This is a genomic window from Aeromonas sp. FDAARGOS 1410, assembly GCF_019048745.1.
GTDB classification, from domain to species: Bacteria; Pseudomonadota; Gammaproteobacteria; order Enterobacterales; family Aeromonadaceae; genus Aeromonas; species Aeromonas jandaei.
This window is the reverse complement of sequence record NZ_CP077401.1, coordinates 3,372,272-3,389,960: the sequence shown is the minus strand read 5'-3', so window position 1 is coordinate 3,389,960 and position 17,689 is coordinate 3,372,272. Positions and strand designations below refer to the sequence as shown.

At 59.9% G+C, this 17,689-nt stretch carries 17 protein-coding genes; 9 read left to right on the top strand and 8 right to left on the bottom strand.

The genetic code is table 11. The annotated features are described in order from the left end of the window. Positions 1-63 precede the first annotated feature (63 nt). The 3 genes from I6L40_RS15730 to I6L40_RS15720 all read left to right on the top strand — a co-directional run bounded on the left by I6L40_RS15730 (position 64) and on the right by I6L40_RS15720 (position 3,287). Positions 64-1,044, top strand: coding sequence for an ABC transporter ATP-binding protein (locus tag I6L40_RS15730; protein WP_041208572.1), 981 nt, complete (start codon positions 64-66; stop codon positions 1,042-1,044). Next, the gene (gene oppF, locus I6L40_RS15725; RefSeq protein ID WP_216994541.1) at positions 1,045-2,040 is read left to right on the top strand and encodes a murein tripeptide/oligopeptide ABC transporter ATP binding protein OppF; all 996 of its coding nucleotides are present in this window, start codon (positions 1,045-1,047) and stop codon (positions 2,038-2,040) included. It abuts the gene before it with no gap. A 302-nt stretch (positions 2,041-2,342) separates the two neighbouring features. After that, complete coding sequence (locus I6L40_RS15720; protein WP_041208571.1) at positions 2,343-3,287, top strand: TerC family protein; 945 nt, start codon at positions 2,343-2,345, stop codon at positions 3,285-3,287. 56 nt (positions 3,288-3,343) lie between these two features. Here the strand turns inward: I6L40_RS15720 and alr are convergent, their stop codons facing one another. Continuing rightward, positions 3,344-4,570, bottom strand: a complete 1,227-nt coding sequence (gene alr / locus I6L40_RS15715; RefSeq protein WP_201929528.1) for an alanine racemase — start codon at positions 4,568-4,570, stop codon at positions 3,344-3,346. Positions 4,571-4,745: 175 nt separating this feature from the next. Between alr and I6L40_RS15710 the strand changes: the two genes are divergently transcribed. After that, positions 4,746-5,195, top strand: coding sequence for an isoprenylcysteine carboxylmethyltransferase family protein (locus I6L40_RS15710; protein WP_071911117.1), 450 nt, complete (start codon positions 4,746-4,748; stop codon positions 5,193-5,195). A 66-nt stretch (positions 5,196-5,261) separates the two neighbouring features. On the opposite strand, the gene tapW is transcribed toward I6L40_RS15710, so the two are convergent. Together tapW and I6L40_RS15700 are read right to left on the bottom strand one after the other, a co-directional pair. Further along, positions 5,262-6,401 (bottom strand): type IVa pilus ATPase TapW, encoded by a 1,140-nt coding sequence (tapW, locus tag I6L40_RS15705; protein WP_071911119.1) that lies wholly within the window; start codon positions 6,399-6,401, stop codon positions 5,262-5,264. 59 nt (positions 6,402-6,460) lie between these two features. After that, positions 6,461-6,817 (bottom strand): DMT family protein, encoded by a 357-nt coding sequence (locus I6L40_RS15700; protein WP_005302630.1) that lies wholly within the window; start codon positions 6,815-6,817, stop codon positions 6,461-6,463. A gap of 112 nt (positions 6,818-6,929) precedes the next feature. Between I6L40_RS15700 and I6L40_RS15695 the strand changes: the two genes are divergently transcribed. From I6L40_RS15695 to I6L40_RS15685, 3 genes are all read left to right on the top strand, one after another. Beyond that, on the top strand, positions 6,930-7,664 hold the full coding sequence (locus I6L40_RS15695) for an ABC transporter substrate-binding protein (RefSeq protein ID WP_216994540.1): 735 nt from the start codon (positions 6,930-6,932) through the stop codon (positions 7,662-7,664). A gap of 102 nt (positions 7,665-7,766) precedes the next feature. Further along, entirely contained in the window at positions 7,767-8,774 is a 1,008-nt protein-coding gene (gene btuC, locus I6L40_RS15690; protein ID WP_201929531.1) for a vitamin B12 ABC transporter permease BtuC, read from the top strand. Then, the gene (locus I6L40_RS15685; RefSeq protein ID WP_216994539.1) at positions 8,761-9,546 is read left to right on the top strand and encodes an ATP-binding cassette domain-containing protein; all 786 of its coding nucleotides are present in this window, start codon (positions 8,761-8,763) and stop codon (positions 9,544-9,546) included. The genes btuC and I6L40_RS15685 overlap by 14 nt, the downstream gene beginning before the upstream one ends. A gap of 427 nt (positions 9,547-9,973) precedes the next feature. Here the strand turns inward: I6L40_RS15685 and I6L40_RS15680 are convergent, their stop codons facing one another. Continuing rightward, the gene (locus I6L40_RS15680; RefSeq protein WP_041208564.1) at positions 9,974-11,038 is read right to left on the bottom strand and encodes a 3-deoxy-7-phosphoheptulonate synthase; all 1,065 of its coding nucleotides are present in this window, start codon (positions 11,036-11,038) and stop codon (positions 9,974-9,976) included. Between the two features lie 144 nt (positions 11,039-11,182). Between I6L40_RS15680 and I6L40_RS15675 the strand changes: the two genes are divergently transcribed. Further along, a complete protein-coding gene (locus tag I6L40_RS15675) occupies positions 11,183-11,563 on the top strand; it encodes a diacylglycerol kinase (protein ID WP_033114340.1) in 381 nt (126 codons plus the stop codon). Between the two features lie 133 nt (positions 11,564-11,696). Here the strand turns inward: I6L40_RS15675 and serA are convergent, their stop codons facing one another. The 4 genes from serA to I6L40_RS15655 all read right to left on the bottom strand — a co-directional run bounded on the left by serA (position 11,697) and on the right by I6L40_RS15655 (position 16,005). Continuing rightward, positions 11,697-12,929 (bottom strand): phosphoglycerate dehydrogenase, encoded by a 1,233-nt coding sequence (gene serA / locus I6L40_RS15670; protein ID WP_043849491.1) that lies wholly within the window; start codon positions 12,927-12,929, stop codon positions 11,697-11,699. Positions 12,930-13,137: 208 nt separating this feature from the next. Continuing rightward, positions 13,138-13,791 (bottom strand): ribose-5-phosphate isomerase RpiA, encoded by a 654-nt coding sequence (gene rpiA, locus I6L40_RS15665; RefSeq protein ID WP_033114342.1) that lies wholly within the window; start codon positions 13,789-13,791, stop codon positions 13,138-13,140. 173 nt (positions 13,792-13,964) lie between these two features. Beyond that, on the bottom strand, positions 13,965-14,561 hold the full coding sequence (locus tag I6L40_RS15660) for a 5-formyltetrahydrofolate cyclo-ligase (protein ID WP_071911129.1): 597 nt from the start codon (positions 14,559-14,561) through the stop codon (positions 13,965-13,967). 118 nt (positions 14,562-14,679) lie between these two features. Continuing rightward, the gene (locus I6L40_RS15655; RefSeq protein ID WP_041208560.1) at positions 14,680-16,005 is read right to left on the bottom strand and encodes a Na+/H+ antiporter NhaC family protein; all 1,326 of its coding nucleotides are present in this window, start codon (positions 16,003-16,005) and stop codon (positions 14,680-14,682) included. Between the two features lie 333 nt (positions 16,006-16,338). Between I6L40_RS15655 and dapB the strand changes: the two genes are divergently transcribed. Continuing rightward, entirely contained in the window at positions 16,339-17,151 is an 813-nt protein-coding gene (gene dapB / locus I6L40_RS15650; RefSeq protein ID WP_216994538.1) for a 4-hydroxy-tetrahydrodipicolinate reductase, read from the top strand. The last annotated feature ends 538 nt before the right edge of the window (positions 17,152-17,689 follow it).

Here is a 17,689-nt window from a genome sequence, read left to right as displayed (position 1 = left end):
CCCATCGCTGACAGCGAATCGGATCGACAGGAAAACGTCACGAAAGATCGATAAGGAGTTTTTATGAAATTACTGGATGTAAAAGATCTGCGGGTCGAGTTCAAGACCCCGGATGGCAATGTGGTGGCGGTCAACGACCTCAACTTCTCCCTATCCGCCGGTGAAACCCTGGGGATCGTCGGCGAGTCCGGCTCCGGCAAATCCCAAACCGCCTTTGCCATCATGGGCTTGCTGGCCAAGAACGGCGTGATCACCGGTTCCGCCAAATTTCAGGGTGAAGAGATCCTCAATCTCCCCGAGTCCAAGCTCAACAAGATCCGCTCCGAGAAGATCGCCATGATCTTCCAGGACCCTATGACCTCGCTTAACCCCTACATGAAGGTGCAGGATCAGCTGATGGAAGTGCTGATGTTGCACAAGGGGATGAACAAGGCGGCGGCGTTCGAGGAGTCGGTGCGGATGCTGGATGCGGTGAAGATCCCCGAAGCGCGCAAGCGGATGGGGATGTATCCTCACGAGTTCTCCGGCGGTATGCGCCAGCGGGTGATGATCGCCATGGCACTGCTCTGCCGCCCGCAACTGCTGATCGCCGATGAGCCGACCACCGCGCTCGACGTGACCGTACAGGCCCAGATCATGACCCTGATGAACGAGCTAAAGCGCGAGTTCAACACCGCCATCATCATGATCACCCATGACCTTGGCGTGGTCGCCGGTATCTGCAACAAGGTGCTGGTGATGTACGCCGGTCGTACCATGGAGTACGGCAAGGTAGACGATATCTTCTATCGCCCGAGCCACCCCTATACCGAAGGTTTGCTGCGAGCTATTCCCCGTCTCGATACCGAAGGGGAAGTGCTGCCCACCATCCCGGGCAATCCGCCCAACCTGCTGCGTCTGCCCACCGGCTGCCCCTTCCAGGAGCGTTGCCACCGGGTGAGCGAGATTTGCGGCCAGCAGTCGCCAATCCTGACGCCGTTCAACGACGGCCGGGAGCGCGCCTGCCACTGGGTATCGGATGCCATGAACAAGGGGGCCAACTAAATGGGTGCCGAGAAGAAATTGCTGTTGGAAGTGTCCGACCTCAAGGTGCACTTCAGTATCAAGAGTGGCAAGGCGTGGCCATGGGCCAAGCCATCCGATTTGAAGGCGGTCGATGGTGTTACTCTGCGACTCTACGAAGGGGAAACCCTCGGGGTGGTGGGTGAGTCCGGTTGCGGCAAATCTACCTTTGCCCGCGCCATCATCGGTCTGGTGCCGGCGACGGCGGGCAAGGTGGTGTGGCTGGGGGATGATCTTACCAAGCTCGACCAGAATGCCCTGCGCGAGAAGCGCAAAGAGATCCAGATGATTTTCCAGGATCCGCTGGCCTCCCTCAACCCGCGCATGACCATCGGCGACATCATTGCCGAGCCGCTCATCACCTTCTATCCCAATCTGCCACGGGAAGAGGTGAAGGAGAAGGTGCGGGCCATGATGAGCAAGGTGGGGCTCTTGCCCAACCTGGTCAACCGCTACCCGCACGAGTTTTCTGGCGGCCAGTGCCAGCGGATCGGTATCGCCCGGGCGCTGATCCTCGAGCCCAAGATGATCATCTGCGATGAGCCGGTGTCGGCGCTCGACGTCTCTATCCAGGCGCAGGTGGTCAACCTGCTCAAATCCCTGCAAAAGGAGATGGGGCTGTCGCTTATCTTCATCGCCCACGACCTGTCGGTGGTTAAACATATCTCCGACCGGGTGCTGGTGATGTATCTGGGCAACGCCGTTGAGCTGGGGACCGGCAAGGAGATTTTTGCCAATCCGCTGCACCCCTACACCAAGGCGCTGATGTCTGCGGTGCCGATCCCGGATCCGGAGCTGGAGCGCAACAAGGTGATCCAGATCCTGGAAGGGGATTTGCCATCGCCGATGAATCCGCCGTCAGGCTGCGTGTTCCGCACCCGCTGTCCGGTGGCGGGCCCCGAGTGTGCCAAGACCCGCCCTGTGTTGGAGGGCAACTTCGATCACGCCGTCTCCTGCCTCAAGGTGGATCCGCTCTGATTGCGCTGGTCGCAATGCAAATAACGGGGCGCTCATACAGCGCCCCGTTTTTTTGCTGTCAGGGTGAAGATGCCTCTTGGCGTTATCTTTTACCGCTGTTAATATCCGCGCAACAAGGGGAGTAACTTCTCGCTGGTTTGTCGTCATTACGGTGCACCCATTTCCTGCAGTGCACCCGGCAGCCGGGCAGTCGATGAAAATTGGCTGTAAGTGAGACCTTGCCGAGAGGCAAGGTGTATCTGCTCCAAACGCAAACCCACGCCTCTCGGTCGTGGGTTTTGTCGTTTTTGGGAGAAGTGAATATGGGTGAATGGTGGATGTGGACCGGTTTCTTCAGCATAGTGCTGGTCCTGTTATGGATTGACATACGCTTTGTCGGTGGCGGTAAATCCCACAAGGTGTCGCTCAAAGAGGCGGGCATCTGGTCCCTTATCTGGGTCAGCGTGGCGCTGCTCTTCAACTTGGCTATCTGGCTCTGGCTGGATCACAGCGCAGGCCGTGAAATTGCCAACCAGAAGGGGCTGGAGTTCCTCACCGGCTACCTCATCGAGAAAGCGCTGGCGGTGGACAACGTCTTCGTCTGGCTGATGCTGTTCGGCTACTTTGCTATTCCGGCCGAGCTGCAGCGGCGGGTGCTGCTGTACGGGGTACTGGGTGCTATCGTGATGCGGGCCGGCATGGTGTTTGCGGGTAGCTGGCTTATCGAGCAGTTCCACTGGATCCTCTACTTGTTCGGCGCCTTCCTGCTGCTGACCGGTGCCAAGATGCTGTGGGCGGCCGATAAGGAGCCAGATTTGGCCAACAACCCGCTGCTGGGCTGGATGCGCCGTCGCTTCAAGGTGACCGAGACGCTGGAGGGGGAGAACTTCTTCGTCTGGCGTGACGGCGTGCGTTACGCCACGCCGCTGCTGCTCATTCTGGTGCTGGTGGAGGTGAGCGATCTCATCTTCGCGGTAGACAGCATCCCGGCCATCTTCGCGGTGACCACGGATCCCTTTATCGTGCTGACCTCCAACATCTTCGCCATCATGGGTCTGCGTGCCATGTACTTCCTGCTGGCGGGCGTGGCCGAGCGTTTTGCCCTGCTCAAATATGGCCTGGCGCTGATCCTGATGTTTATCGGGGTCAAGATGCTGCTGCTGGATATCTTCAAGATCCCGACCGGCATCGCATTGGGCGTGGTCGCGCTGATCCTGCTGGCCTCCATGGGGCTGAGTCTCTGGGTGACCCGCAAGAAAACGGCATAATTGGCAAACAAGTAAAAGGGCTCCCGCGGGAGCCCTTTTTCATGGAAGAGATCTGCTTAGCGCTTGATCTTCTTGGGGTTGGTGTAGCCCCAGATGGTGTACATGTCCGCCAGCAGGGCGCCATTGTACTCCTCCAGATCCGCCTGTTTCACCTCGGCACTTCCCTGACGGCCGAACAGCACCACCTCGTCACCGGGTTTCACCCCTTTCAGGTCGGTCACGTCCACCATGATGGTGTTCATGGAGGTCTTGCCGACCACCGGCACCTTCTGGCCCTGGATCAGCACATAGGCCTTGTTGCTCAGGGAGCGGCGATAACCGTCGGAGTACCCGAGCGGCAGGTTGGCGAGCCAGGAGTCGCGCTTGAGGGTAAATGTGCGGTCATAACCGACGGTGTTGCCGGCCGGGTAGTGGTTGACGGAGGCAACCTGGGTCTTGAACGCCATTACCCGCTTGTACTCGGTGTAGGAGGGGATGGAGTCACCGTAGAGCAGGCCACCCGGGCGCACCATGTCGAAGTAGGCGTCCGGCACTTCAAGTGTTGCGAAGGAGTTGGCGGCGTGGATGGTGATCTTGCTGCGATCCAGTTTGCCTGCTTCCAGCAGCCACTGGGAGTCCAGTTTGAACTGGGCCAGCCCCATCTTGACGTCCTCTTTCTCCTCCACAGGGAAGTGGGTCATGATGCCGACCGGGGTGATCCCCTTGAGCTTGAGCATGGCCAGCGCATCCTGCTTGGAGTCGGCCAGCCGCAGATCGATGCCGTTGCGGCTCATGCCGGCGGAGTTGAGGGCGATATGCACCGGAATGGTGGTGTGGTGGCGCTGGGCGATATCGGCGATGCCCTGGGCACTCACCAGACTGCCGATAAGCTCCTCCATCTTGTAGGGCAGGGCCTGCTCCACTTCGTCCGGGGTGGCAGCACGCACCCGCATCAGACGACCGGTGAAGCCCTTCTCGCGGGCGACACGAGCTTCTTCATTGCTGGCGATCCCGATGCAGGGGATACCCGCTTTAACCACCGAGGGAACCAGCAGATCGATACCGTGGCCATAGGCATCCGCCTTCATGATGGCGCAGATCTTCGGCCCTTTGTCACCGAGGCGATCCTTGAGGGTCTGGATATTGTGCTCGAAGGCGCCGAGATCAACTTCCAGCCAGGCATTGCTGGCGGTCTGGACTTCGCCGTTGCGGTGATCGCTGGCCAGCGGCAGGTAGGGGGCTGCAACCGCTTGCCCGGCCAGCAGGCCGAGGATCAGGGTGGCCAGCAGTGTTTTCTTGTGCATGGTGGTTCCTTTTTGTTGTTCGCGTGAGGATAGTGTGGGTCGAGTTGGTCACATTGGCTGTAGCTCAACGTCAACTTGTTGTTATTATTATGATCTTTGTCACTCTCGGCAGACTTGGACAAGCGATTGAGTCTACCGCAGGCGTGGTTGTTCCGACACTTTTCAGGGGAAAAAAATGGTCAATCTGGAGTTGCGCCTGCCACCGCCACTGGTGTTTGTCTGCTGTGCCGCCGCCATGTGGTGGGTCAGGGGAGAGACACCCCCCGGAATGGGGATGTGGGGCCTCATCGCCCTTTTGTTTGTTGCGGGGGCCATCATGGGCTTTGGCGCCCTGTTTCGCTTCAGGCATCACAAGACCACCGTCAGTCCCACCCGGCCGCATGAAACCCGTCATCTGGTTACCGGTGGCGTTTATCGCATCAGCCGCAATCCCATGTATCTGGGGCTGTTCTGCTGGCTGGCCGCCTGGGGCTGCTATCTCGGGGGAGTCTGGGTCTGGGCTGGCCCGGCACTGCTGGCGCTCTGGTTGACCCGTTTCCAGATCATGCCGGAGGAGCGGCTGCTCAGTGCCCGGTTCGGCGAAGAGTATGCTCGCTATTGCCAGCAGGTGCGGCGCTGGTGTTAAGGCGGTGAGCAGATTGAGGGGAGGGATTGCCGGCGCAGCGGAAGCGTTGCCGGCAGATAAACGGGGTTAGAAATGGTCGCCCTTGTCGTCCTTGGTTGGTTCGAGGCTCCAGCCGGTAGCATCGCTGCTGCTGGCGATCTGGCCCTTCTCCTTCCATAGCTTGATCTTGAGGCGCAGGTTGTTGGCCGAGTCGGCGTTCTTCACCGCCTCCTCCTCGTCGATCACTCCCTCCACCACCAAGTCGAACAGGGCGCTGTCGAAAGTGACCATGCCGAGGGCCTTGGATTTTTCCATCACCTCCTTGAGGCCGCCAAACTCGCCGCGCTTGATCATGTCGCGGATGGTGTGGGTGCCCAGCATGATCTCTACCGCGGCCCGGCGGCCGCCATCGGTGGTCTTCACCAGCCGCTGGGAGACAAACGCCTTGAGGTTGTTGCCAAGGTCGTTGAGCAGCTGGGGGCGGCGCTCTTCCGGGAAGAAGTTGATGATGCGGTCCAGCGCCTGGTTGGCGTTGTTGGCGTGCAGGGTGGAGATGGCGAGGTGGCCGGTTTCGGAGAAGGCCAGTGCATGCTCCATGGTCTCGCGGTCGCGAATTTCCCCGATAAGGATGACGTCCGGCGCCTGACGCAGGGTGTTTTTCAGGGCGGCGTGGAAGCTGCGGGTATCCACGCCAACTTCCCGCTGGTTGATGATGCTCTTGCGGTGGCGATGGACGAACTCCACCGGATCTTCGATGGTGATGATGTGGCCGCCGCTATTGCGGTTGCGATGGTCGATGAGGGCGGCCAGCGAGGTCGATTTACCCGAGCCGGTACCGCCAACGAATAGCACCAGTCCGCGCTTCTCCATGATGGTGTCGAGCAGCACGGGGGGCAGTTTCAGATCTTCGAAGCGGGGGATCTCGGTCTTGATGTTGCGCGCTACCAGCGACACTTCGTTGCGCTGCTTGAAGATGTTGATCCGGAAACGACCGATCTGCGGCAGCGAGATGGCGAGGTTCATCTCCAGCTCCCGCTCGAACTGCTCCTTCTGCTCCTTGTCCATGATGGCCTCGGCAATGGCCGCCACATCGCCCGGGTTGAGCGGTGTCTCATTCAGGGGGCGCAGTACCCCGTTGAATTTGGCGCAGGGGGGGGCGCCGGTCGACAGATAGAGGTCGGAGCCATCCTGTTTGGCCAGGGTCTGTAACATGTCTCGCAATTCCATGGTTTTGCCTCGTCTATCAAGCAGATGCCATTACTTCGAATGTCCTTGAGTGTACAGCGTCAGGCGCCGGTCAGTTTCTCGCGGAAGACAAAAAAGACGGCGCCCAGAATACAGAGCCCGGCCCACAGGTAGTCCCATTTCAGATCTTCTTTCAGATAGAAGATGGAGAAGGGGACGAACACGGTGAGGGTGATCACCTCCTGCAGGATCTTGAGCTGCCCCACGGAGAGCACGGTATGGCCGATGCGGTTGGCGGGCACCTGCAGCAGGTATTCGAACAGGGCGATGCCCCAGCTCACCAGGGCGGCGATGATCCAGGGTTTGTGATTCATGCTCTTGAGGTGGGCGTACCAGGCGAAGGTCATGAAGACGTTGCTGCACAGCAGCAGACCGATACTGGTGAAAATCGGGTTCATTGGGTTCTCCTCGCAAATTCGGCGCATTTTATCCCTGAACCGATAGTTTTCATACGCGGTGGGGCAGGGTATTTTTAAGCTATCAGGATGAGCCGTGCGAGGTTGGTGCGGAATGGGCAAGTTATACAGGATTGTGCTGTTACTGTTGTTTGCCGCGGGGTGGGTCAATGCGATTCCGACGCTGACGGTTGCGACCGATGTCTGGCCCCCCTTTCGCATTTTGCAGCCAGATGGTCAGCTGCAGGGGATCGATATCGAGATCCTGCACCGGCTGGAGCAGGAGAGCGGCATCCGGCTGCAGGTGAAACGGATGCCCTGGGGGCGGGCGCTCAAGCAGATGCAGACCGGACAGGTTGATCTGATGATTGGACTGGCCCACACCCCGGAGCGGGCACAATTTATCGATTATCTGCAACCGGCCTACTACCAGTGCTGGCCCGCCTTCTATGGCAAGCGCGAGCAGGTGGCCCGGCTCGATCAATACAGTCACCTGCTGGGCGTCAAGGTGGGATTCGTGCTCAACTCCGCCTACTTTGAACCGTTTGACAGCGACATCCGGCTCGACAAGCACGGGGTCGCTACCGAAGATCAGCTGCTGCGCATGGTGCAGCGCGGCCACCTGCCGCTGATGATTGGCACCGATTGTCAGGTCGATTACGCCCTAAGCCGCGAACCGGCCCTTGCCCTGGCCAAAGCCCCTTACCGGCCAGCCCGTCCCATCACCCTGTATCTGGGGATGAGCAAACGCTCACCCTATCAGGATCTCAAGTTGCCGCTGGCGCAGGCATTGCAAACGCTGGTGGTAAACGGCGAGATCCAGCAAATCGCCAGACCCTATCAGCCTTGACCTCGGGTGGCACGGCGCTGTTATCATTCCACCTCTCGATTCTCCTCCGCGGCCAGAGTGGCCAACCGGGGGAGAAACCCTCTTTCGTTGCGGGGAACCTGCTTGTATCTCTCACTTGTTGCGCGTCAGCAGCGCTGGCAGCGGCGCTGGCTGCTTGGCCTCTTGCTGCTGACCCTGCTGCTTTTTCTCTTCTCCCTCGCCTGGGGTGAATTTGTGCTGCTGCCCTGGCAGCCGCTGGGGGAGCTTGAGCAGCGCATTTTGCTGGAGTTGCGTCTGCCGCGCGCCCTGCTGGCCTTGCTGGCAGGGGCGGCACTCGCCTGTGGCGGCGCCGTGTTGCAGGTGATGCTGCACAACCCGGTGGCCGAACCCGGTCTGCTTGGCGTCTCGAGCGGAGCCGGACTGGCCGCCATGGTGGCGATGGCGGTGGCCAAGGCGCTCGGCGTCTATCTGCCCGGCTGGGGGCTGTCGCTGGCGGCCTTTGGTGGCGCCCTGCTGGTGACCATGCTGCTCATTCGGCTGGCGCGGCGCGCCCGGCTGGGCCATGCCAGATTGCTGCTGTTTGGTGTCGCCATCGGTATTCTCACCAATGCCGCCATGACCTGGCTGCTCTATTTCGCTGATGACAGCTCGCTGCGCGAGTTCATGTTCTGGATGATGGGCAGCCTCTCCTATGGCAGCCAGCAGCTTGGCTGGTGGTGGCTGCTGTTGCCGCTCACCCTGCTCTGGCTCTGCCGCCAGGGCAAGGTGCTGCAACAGTTGCTGCTGGGGGAGACCCAGGCCCGCCTGATGGGGCTGGATGTGGACAGGATGCGGGTGCGGCTGGTGCTGGCGGTCTGCCTGCTCACCGGACTGGCGGTATCCCTGTGCGGCGTCATCGGTTTTGTCGGGCTGGTGGTGCCCCATCTGCTGCGGCTCTGTGGCGGCAGCGATCAGCGCTTCCTGCTGCCAGCCTCGGCGCTGGGTGGCGGGGCCCTGCTGCTGGCCGCCGATCTGGTGGCACGCTCTGCCTTGAATGCCGGCGAGCTGCCCATCGGCGTCATCACCGCCTCGGTCGGTGCGCCGCTCTTTATCTATCTGCTGCTGAGACAAGATGCCCATGCCGCCTCGTGATGCACTGAGCCAACGCCTTCCCCTGCTGGCCGCGCAGGGGCTCACCGTCGCCAACCGGCTCGCCCCCCTCGATATCGGCTGGCAGGGCGGCCAGCTGGTGGCGTTGCTCGGCCCCAACGGCAGCGGCAAATCGACCCTGCTTGGCGCCCTGGCCGGCATCTTGCCGGCTGGCGGGAGTGTGCAGATCGGTGGCGAGCCGGTCGCGGAGCTGAGTTGGCCGGAGCTGGCGCAGCGGCGCGCCATGTTGCCCCAGCGCCAGCCGCAGCTGTTTCATATTCCGGTGTTTCAGGTGCTGAGTCTGGGGCTCGCCGAGACCACCCCGGCCAGCAGGCAGAACGAGGCGATCACCGCCTTGTGTCAGGCGCTAGAGCTGGATGGCTTGCTGGCACGGGATTTCAGCCGGTTGTCGGGAGGCGAGCAGCAGCGGGTGCTGATTGCCCGCACCCTGCTGCAGGTGTGGCCGAGCCTCAATCCGGCAGGCAAGGTGCTGCTGCTGGACGAGCCGCTGGCGGGGCTCGACCTGCATCATCAGCTTGCCCTATTGCGATTGCTGAAAACCCTGGCCGGGCAGGGGTTGCTGGTGGTACTCGCCATCCACGATATCAATCTGGCTATCGACTGGGCCGACCGCATTCTCTGCCTGCAACAGGGCACCGTAGTGCGCGAGGGGGGCGTCGAGCTGGTGGATGAGGTGCTGCTGGAGCAGGTGTTCCAGATCCGCACCGACCGCATCGAAGCTGCAGGGCGGGTCTGGTTTATGCCCACGCTGTGAGTGACGCAGGCGCCGACAAGGGCGCCTCTGCGCCATGTGCTCTCTGTTTGCCTGTATTGCCTGTATTGCCTGTATTGCCTGTTGCCGGGGCTCCCTGCTTCACGATTTCCCACCTTGTGCCGGTTGCCAATTTATCCCCTTGATCGGAAGTTGCTCTCTACCGGAATACAGCAACCAATCGTGAGCAGCCTGAGTGGTCAATCGCTCGGTATAAGTAAAAGTTTGGTCATGTAGGGAAAATCCATAAATTAAATTTATACCCATCGTGTTGGCAGTGAGTCGGCCGTTTGCTGGCGGTGGCGGGCCCTGTGAGCGGGTTGCCCGATCTGACGGGAGGGATAGTGCGAACGGATAAGGGTGGCAAGGCAAAAAAGAAGGGCCGGATATCACGGATATCCGGCCCTTTGTGTATCTCGGGTAACGCGGGTTAGCGCGCCAGCTTGCTCAGGCGTACCTGCGCGGCTTCTGCCAGCATGGTCAGCAGGGTTTCGGTGTCGCTCCATGACAGGCAGGCATCGGTGATGCTCTGGCCGAAGGTGGCGGCGCAGCCGTTCTCTACATCCTGCCGCCCTTCCACCAGGAAGCTCTCGGCCATGATACCGGCGATGCCGGTGCGGCCGCGGCGCAGCTGATCGCAGATGTCTTGCGCCACCAGCAGCTGGCGACGGTGATCCTTCATGCTGTTGCCGTGGCTGAAGTCGACTACCAGCCGCTCCGGCAGGCCCACATCGGCCAGCGCTTCGCACGCTTCGTCGATGCTGGCGGTGTCGTAGTTGGGGCGGTGGCCGCCACGCAGGATCACATGACCAAAGGGGTTGCCGGCGGTGCGGTAGATGGTCATCTTGCCGTCCTTGTCCGGGGAGTAAAAGATGTGGCTGTGGCGGGCGGCGCGCACCGCATCGATGGCGATGCGGGTGTTGCCGTCGGTGCCGTTCTTGAAGCCGACCGGGCAGGAGAGGGCGGAGGCCATCTCGCGGTGTACCTGGGATTCGGTGGTACGCGCGCCGATGGCGCCCCAGGTGATGAGGTCGGCAATGTACTGGCCGGTCACCATATCGAGGAACTCGGTGGCGGTGGGCATGCCGAGTTCATTGATATCGACCAGCAGCTTGCGCGCCAGTTTGAGCCCTTCGTTGACATCGAAGCTGCCATCGAGGCGCGGATCGTTGATGAGCCCTTTCCAGCCGACGATGGTGCGCGGCTTCTCGAAATAGGTGCGCATCACGATGCAGAGGCTCTCTTTATACTGCTCGCGCAGGGCGTTGAGGCGCTGGGCATATTCGCGGGCGGCCGCAGGATCGTGGATGGAGCAGGGGCCGACAATGACCAGCAGGCGCTGATCTTCTCCGGCCAGAATGGCCTCCACTTCGCGACGGGCATCCAGCAGATTCTGGGCAACGGTGTCGGTGATCGGAAACGCGTGGGCAAGCTCGCTCGGAGTGATCAGTGACTCCAGGCGACGGGTGCGCAATTCATCTGTGTGAATGGACATACAACTCAAGTCTCGAGTGGGTGGTGTCAGCCGCAGGGGGCGAAAATGCAAAGGGATAAAATAAAGCAAAAGTCCACCGATTGAAACCTTGGGGGGCTCTGATAGGATGTGAAGCCAAAATCGATTCCAAATGAGGTAGATAGCGTGGCAAAGCCAGGGGCAACCGGGGTCACCCGCATCATCAATGCAGCCGGTTACAGCATGAAAGGACTCAGGTCAGCCTGGATCAACGAGGCCGCGTTTCGGCAGGAGCTGATGCTGATCCTGCTGTTGATGCCACTGGCCTTCTGGATTGGCGACTCCCTCAACCAGATCCTGCTGCTCATCATCATCAGCTGGCTGGTGGTGATCGTCGAGGTGCTCAACTCCGCCGTCGAGGCGGTGGTCGATCGCATCGGCCCCGAGCATCACGAGCTCTCCGGCCGCGCCAAGGATTTGGGCTCTGCCGCCGTCTTTATCGCGCTGGCTCTCAATGCGCTGGTGTGGGGGGCGCTGGTAGGCCGCAATCTGTTGGGATTGTGGTAGAGCACATATCTTGCCCCCTTCTCCCACGAGGGGAAAAGGGGGAAAGGAGCAACGGCTCGGACGTGCGTTGAGCATCGCATCATAAAAAAGCCCGTCATCACGACGGGCTTTTTGCTGCGCAGATCAGGGTCTATCAGTGGAGGATGCGGGCACGGATAGTGCCGTTGATCTCCTTGAGCTTGGCCAGCGCCTTCTCGCTGTGCTCGGTCTCCACGTCGATCACCACGTAGCCGATATGGCTGCTGGTCTGCAGGTATTGACCGGCGATGTTGATCCCCTCTTCGGCGAAGATCTGGTTGATCTGGTTCATCACCCCCGGCTGGTTGCGGTGAATGTGCAGCAGGCGGCTGGAGCCCTTGTGGCCCGGCAGCGACACTTCCGGGAAGTTGACGGCAGAGAGGGTGGAGCCGTTGTCGGAGTACTTGATGAGCTTGTTGGCCACCTCCAGCCCGATGTTCTCCTGCGCCTCCTGAGTGGAGCCACCGATGTGGGGGGTGAGGATGACATTGTCCAGCCCGCGCAGCGGGGTGAGGAACTCTTCGTCGTTGGACTTGGGCTCGCTCGGGAAGACGTCGATGGCGGCGCCGGAGATATGGCCACTCTTGATGACGTCAGCCAGCGCATCGATATCCACCACGGTGCCGCGGGAGGCGTTGATAAAGACGGCGCCCGGTTTCATCATCCGCAGCTGCTCGGCACCGATGAGATCCTTGGTAGAGGCGGTTTCCGGCACGTGCAGGCTGATGACATCGGACATGTTGAGCAGCTCCACCAGATTGGGCACCTGGATGGCGTTGCCCAGCGAGAGCTTGTTCTCGATGTCGTAGTAGTAGACCTTCATGCCGATGCTCTCGGCGATGATACCAAGCTGGGTGCCGATGTGGCCGTAACCGATGATGCCGAGCTTCTTGCCGCGCGCCTCCACCGAGCGGTTGGCCAGCTTCTCCCACACGCCGCGATGGCACTTGGCGTTCTTCTCGGGGATGCCGCGCAGCAGCAGCAGGATCTCGCCCAGTACCAGCTCGGCCACCGAGCGGGTGTTGGAGAAGGGGGCGTTGAAAACCGGAATGCCGCGGATCTGGGCAGCTTCCAGCTCGACTTGGTTGGTACCGATGCAGAAGCAGCCGATGGCGACCAGTTTGGGGGCCGCATCGAGTACCTTCTCGGTGATCTGGGTGCGCGAGCGCAGCCCGATAAAGTGGACGTCGCGAACCCGCTCAATCAGCTCCTCTTCGGAGAGAGAGGTCTTGAGATACTCCACACTGGTGTAACCTGCGGCACGAAAGGTCTCTACGGTGTTGGGGTGAACCCCCTCCAGCAGCAGTACCTTGATTTTATCCTTGTCCAATGAAAACTTGGCGGTCATGACGATCCCTCTGTATGTGCAAACGTAAGTGCAGATTTGGTGTGCGAAGAAAACCGTAAAGTAGCAAAAACGTTTGGGAGAGGGAATATTTGTGACGAAAGTCAAATTCTTTGAAGTTATCAACGATTGTTGTAAACGGAGCTTTGCAACTTGTTGAGGAATAAATAAAAACGGCGCCATGAGGCGCCGTCTTGCATCCACGGGGGGATTACTGGATAACCACGCCATCCGGGGTGCCGATCACCACCACGTCTGCGCCACGGTGGGCGAACAGGCCGTTGGTGACCACGCCAACGATGGCGTTGAGCTGTACTTCCAGCCCTTTGGCGTCGGTAATGGCCATATCCTTCACATCCAGGATGTGGTTGCCGTTGTCGGTGACCACGCCTTCACGCCAGACCGGATTGCCGCCCAGCTTCTTGATCTCGCGGGCCACGTATTCGCGGGCCATGGGGATCACTTCGACCGGCAGCGGGAACTTGCCCAGCACGTCGACGGTTTTGGTGTTGTCGATGATGCAGATGAACTTGTCGGCCACGGCGGCGACAATTTTCTCGCGGGTCAGGGCTGCGCCGCCGCCCTTGATCATGTCGCGGGTGCCGTTGATCTCGTCGGCGCCATCCACGTAGACGGAGAGGGCGTCGATCTCGTTGAGATCATACACGGTGATGCCGAAGCCCTTGAGGCGTTCGGTAGAGGCCACGGAGCTGGATACCGCCCCCTTGATCTCGTCCTTCATGGTCGCCAGCGCGTCGATAAAGTGGTTGACGGTAGAGCCGGTGCCCACCCCGACGATGGTGCCGGGAACCACATACTTGAGCGCAGCCCAACCGGCCGCCTTCTTCATTTCATCTTGAGTCATGATCGTTCCTTAAGAAAAAAGCGGGCGCATTATATCCAACCCCGTAGCCCGTCGCGACCATGTTGCTCACGTTCCGGGGCAAAAAGGGGCAGGAAGTAAATCGTTTGCCTGTTTATTCTGCGTTTGCGCGCACAGAAGGGGAGCTAGCCCCCCTGTTGGTAGCCTGCAACCGCTTATTCAAAGCGCCAGCAGCGGCTCGGGGTTATGATCTGGGGCAGCGGCACATCCCACACCTCCTGCGGTACCGCATCCACCTGCTGACAGTCGTGGGCAATGCCCAGCGGCTTGGGGCCCATCCTGTGCTCATGCCAGATGGCGAGGGTGCGATCGTAGTAGCCGCCCCCCATGCCGAGGCGATTGCCGTCGCCATCGAAAGCGACCAGAGGGGTGCAGATGAGATCGAGGGTGCTATGAGGCACCACCTGCTGCATATCCAACTCGGGCTCTTCGATGCCGTAGCGATTGCGCACCATGGGGCTGGTGGCGGTGTAACGCAAGAAGAGCAGGTGACCGGGGGTAAAGGGGTGGAGCACCGGCAGATAGACCTCTTTCTGCTGGGCCCACAGCCAGTGGATGGCGGGCAGGGGATTGATCTCCCCGTCATTGGCCAGATAGAGGGCAATACGCTTGGCAGCGAGGATCTCGGGGTGCTGTTTGAACTGGGCCAGCAGCTGTTGGGCTGCCTGCTGCTGTTCGAGCGGACTAAGGCTCTTTCTGCGTTGACGTACCAGTTGGCGAAGAGATTGACGTTCGGGCTGGGACTCTTGCATGGGGAACCTCCGGGCTGACTGCAATGGACGGCAGGGCGTACATGGCCCTTACCTTAACATATTCTCTCGTGGGGACGGGGTGAAAAGCGGGTACCGGCGAGGGCCGGTACCCACAGGATCAACGCTGGCGCATCTGGTGTTTGACAAAGACGGCGACCAGCGCGGCCAGTGCCAGCGCCATCGGGTAGAAGCTCATGCTCACTACCGCCAGCGGTGACAGGGCGAAGATGGAGCCCAGCAGCAGCGCCTGTGCGCCCCAGGGGATGAGTCCCTGGATCACGCAGGAGAAGATATCCAGCATGGAGGCGGCGCGGCGCGGGGTGACGCCGTGATGTTCGGCCAGATCGCGGGCGACCTTACTCGCAACGATAATGGCGACGGTATTGTTGGCGGTGCAGAGGTTGGTGAGGCTCACCACCCCGGCGATGCCGAGTTCGGCCGCTTTCTCGTTCTGCTCGCCATGGTGGCTGCGGGTAAAGCGGGCAATCAGGGCACCGATGCGATCGCTGATCCAGGCCAGACCACCCTGACGCTCCATCAGGGCGCCGAGGCCGCCGATGAGCATAGAGAGCAGGAAGATCTCCTGCATGCCGGTAAAGCCCTGATAGATATCCTTGCTGAACTGGCCGATGGCGTAGCCATTGATCATGCCGACGGCGCCTGCGGCGACAATGCCGATCCCTAGCACCACGAACACGTTCATGCCAGAGAGCGCCAGACCGAGGATCAGCAGGTAGGGCATCACCTTGAGCAGGTCAACGGCACCGGCCTTGGCGGGCGCCGCGCCGACGGAGCCGAGCGCCAGATAGAGCAGGATCACCGCAATGGCAGCAGGGGCGGCAATCTTGAAGTTCTCGCGGAACTTGTCCTTCATCTCGCACCCCTGACTGCGGGTGGCCGCTATGGTGGTGTCGGAGATGATGGAGAGGTTGTCGCCAAACATGGCGCCGGAGAGGATGGTGCCTGCCATCAGCACAGGATCGATACCGGCAGCCTGCGCCACACCGAGGGCCACCGGCGCCACGGCACCTATGGTGCCCATGGAGGTACCCATGGCAGTGGCGATAAAGGCGGAGATGAGGAACAGTCCGGGCAGCAGCGCCCAGCCGGGGATAAGCGACAGACCGAGCGCCACGGTGGCGTCAACGCCGCCAGTGGCCTTGGCCACGCTGGCAAAGGCGCCCGCCAGCAGATAGATGAGGCACATCGCCATGATGTTGCTGTGGCCGACCCCTTTGAAGAAGGTCTCCAGATTGCTGTTGAAGCCCTCTTTGCCAAGCAGCAGCGCCAGCATCACGGCTGGCAGGGCGGCAACAGGGGCGGGCAGCTGATAGAAGGCGAACTCGACCCCTTGCAGGGTCAGCCAGGTACCGGTACCGATAAAAAGTGCGAGAAAGACCAGTAGCGGCAGCAAGGCCCTGGCACTGGGTTGGGTCTGGATCATGTGTTCCTCTGAAATTGAACAATGACCTCCTGTCGTGAACTGCTTTGTGCCTTTATCGGGTCGGGATAGGGGGAAAACAGCGCGGGCATCCTGCCGCATCGGGGGGCCCACAGTAGTGAGTCAACCCCGCCCGGTCAAGATAGACGTCCAGATGGATAAGGTTTTTTGTCGGTCGATTTGGCCGTTCTGATTAAATCCGTTAAATATTCGGATTTAAACGAAAAGTCTGTCCATTTGTCGGTTTGGTCAGCTGGCGCACGGCGGGCTTTTCAAAGCAGACGCAGGCTGGTAAAACGGTCTCTTTCCATAATTAAAAGAGATGAGAGGGTGGAGATGGACAATCCGATCCGTGTGGCCGTGATGGGCTGTAATGGTCGTATGGGCAAGGTGCTGCTGGAGGCGGTCACTAACACCGAAGGGGTGGTGGTTGGCGCGGCGCTGGAGCGGCCGGGGTCGGCGGTGATCGGTCTGGATGCGGGCGATCTCAACGGGCTGGGTCATCTGGGGGTGGCGATTAGCGACAGCCTCGACAAGGTGCGTGACCAGTTCGACCTCATCATCGACTTCACCCGTCCCGAGGTGACCCTGGCCAATCTGGCCTTTGCGCTGGCCCACCACAAGCAGATGGTGATTGGCACCACCGGCTTTGACGAGGCAGGTAAGGCAGCCCTTAAAGAGGCAGGCAAGCAGATCGGTATCGTGTTCGCCTCCAACTACTCGGTCGGGGTCAATCTGGTGTTCAAACTGCTGGAGCAGGCCGCCAAGGTGATGGGTGACTATACCGACATCGAGATCATCGAAGGCCACCATCGCCACAAGGTGGATGCGCCGTCCGGCACTGCCCTCTCCATGGGCGAGGTGGTGGCCAAGACGCTGGGCCGGGATCTGAAAGAGTGCGCCGTCTATGGCCGCGAGGGGATCACCGGCGAGCGGGATCGCAACACCATCGGCTTTGCCACCATCCGCGCCGGCGATCTGGTGGGTGAGCACACCGTCATGTTTGCCGATATCGGCGAGCGGGTGGAGATCAGTCACAAGGCCTCCAGCCGCCTTACCTTTGCCAACGGTGCCGTGCGCGCCGGCAAGTGGCTGCGCCAGCAGGGCGCCGGTCTTTATGACATGCAGGATGTGCTCAATCTGAAGTGATTCTTCCGCTTTCTTCTGTCTGATTATCCTGTCTGACCAAACCCCGGCTTGCCGGGGTTTTTGCTGTTTGCTGAGCAAAAAGTTACGTAAACACTGGTTAGTGTGCTTTTTTTGATTCAGTCAGGCAAAAACAGTCATTTCATTTTTCCCACTCCTTTTGTTGCCTTGAAATGTCATCACAAGGTAACAATCTTTGGTGCATTTACGGCGTCCACAGCCATTTTTTCACATCACTCCAAATGGACTAAAAATTCAAACACAGAAAAACGTTTGCTGTTTTTGGTGTCAACAAAACTACACGCAGAAGGCACAAATTCGCACTTTGGTTGTTCTTGTGGTGTTTTTTAATATGTTGTTTTTAAAGGGTTTAAGATTGTACCTCGTCTATTTTGTCGTGGTTTTCGAAGTTTTTTGGTCTGGTTTCAAATTTTCTTTTGCTGCAGGGGCTTGAAAAGCAATTGAGTGCATAGATAATGGGTAATGTTGCTTTTTTATTGAATTTAGATGCATTCCGTCTGAGAAAAGACGTTGAAATGCC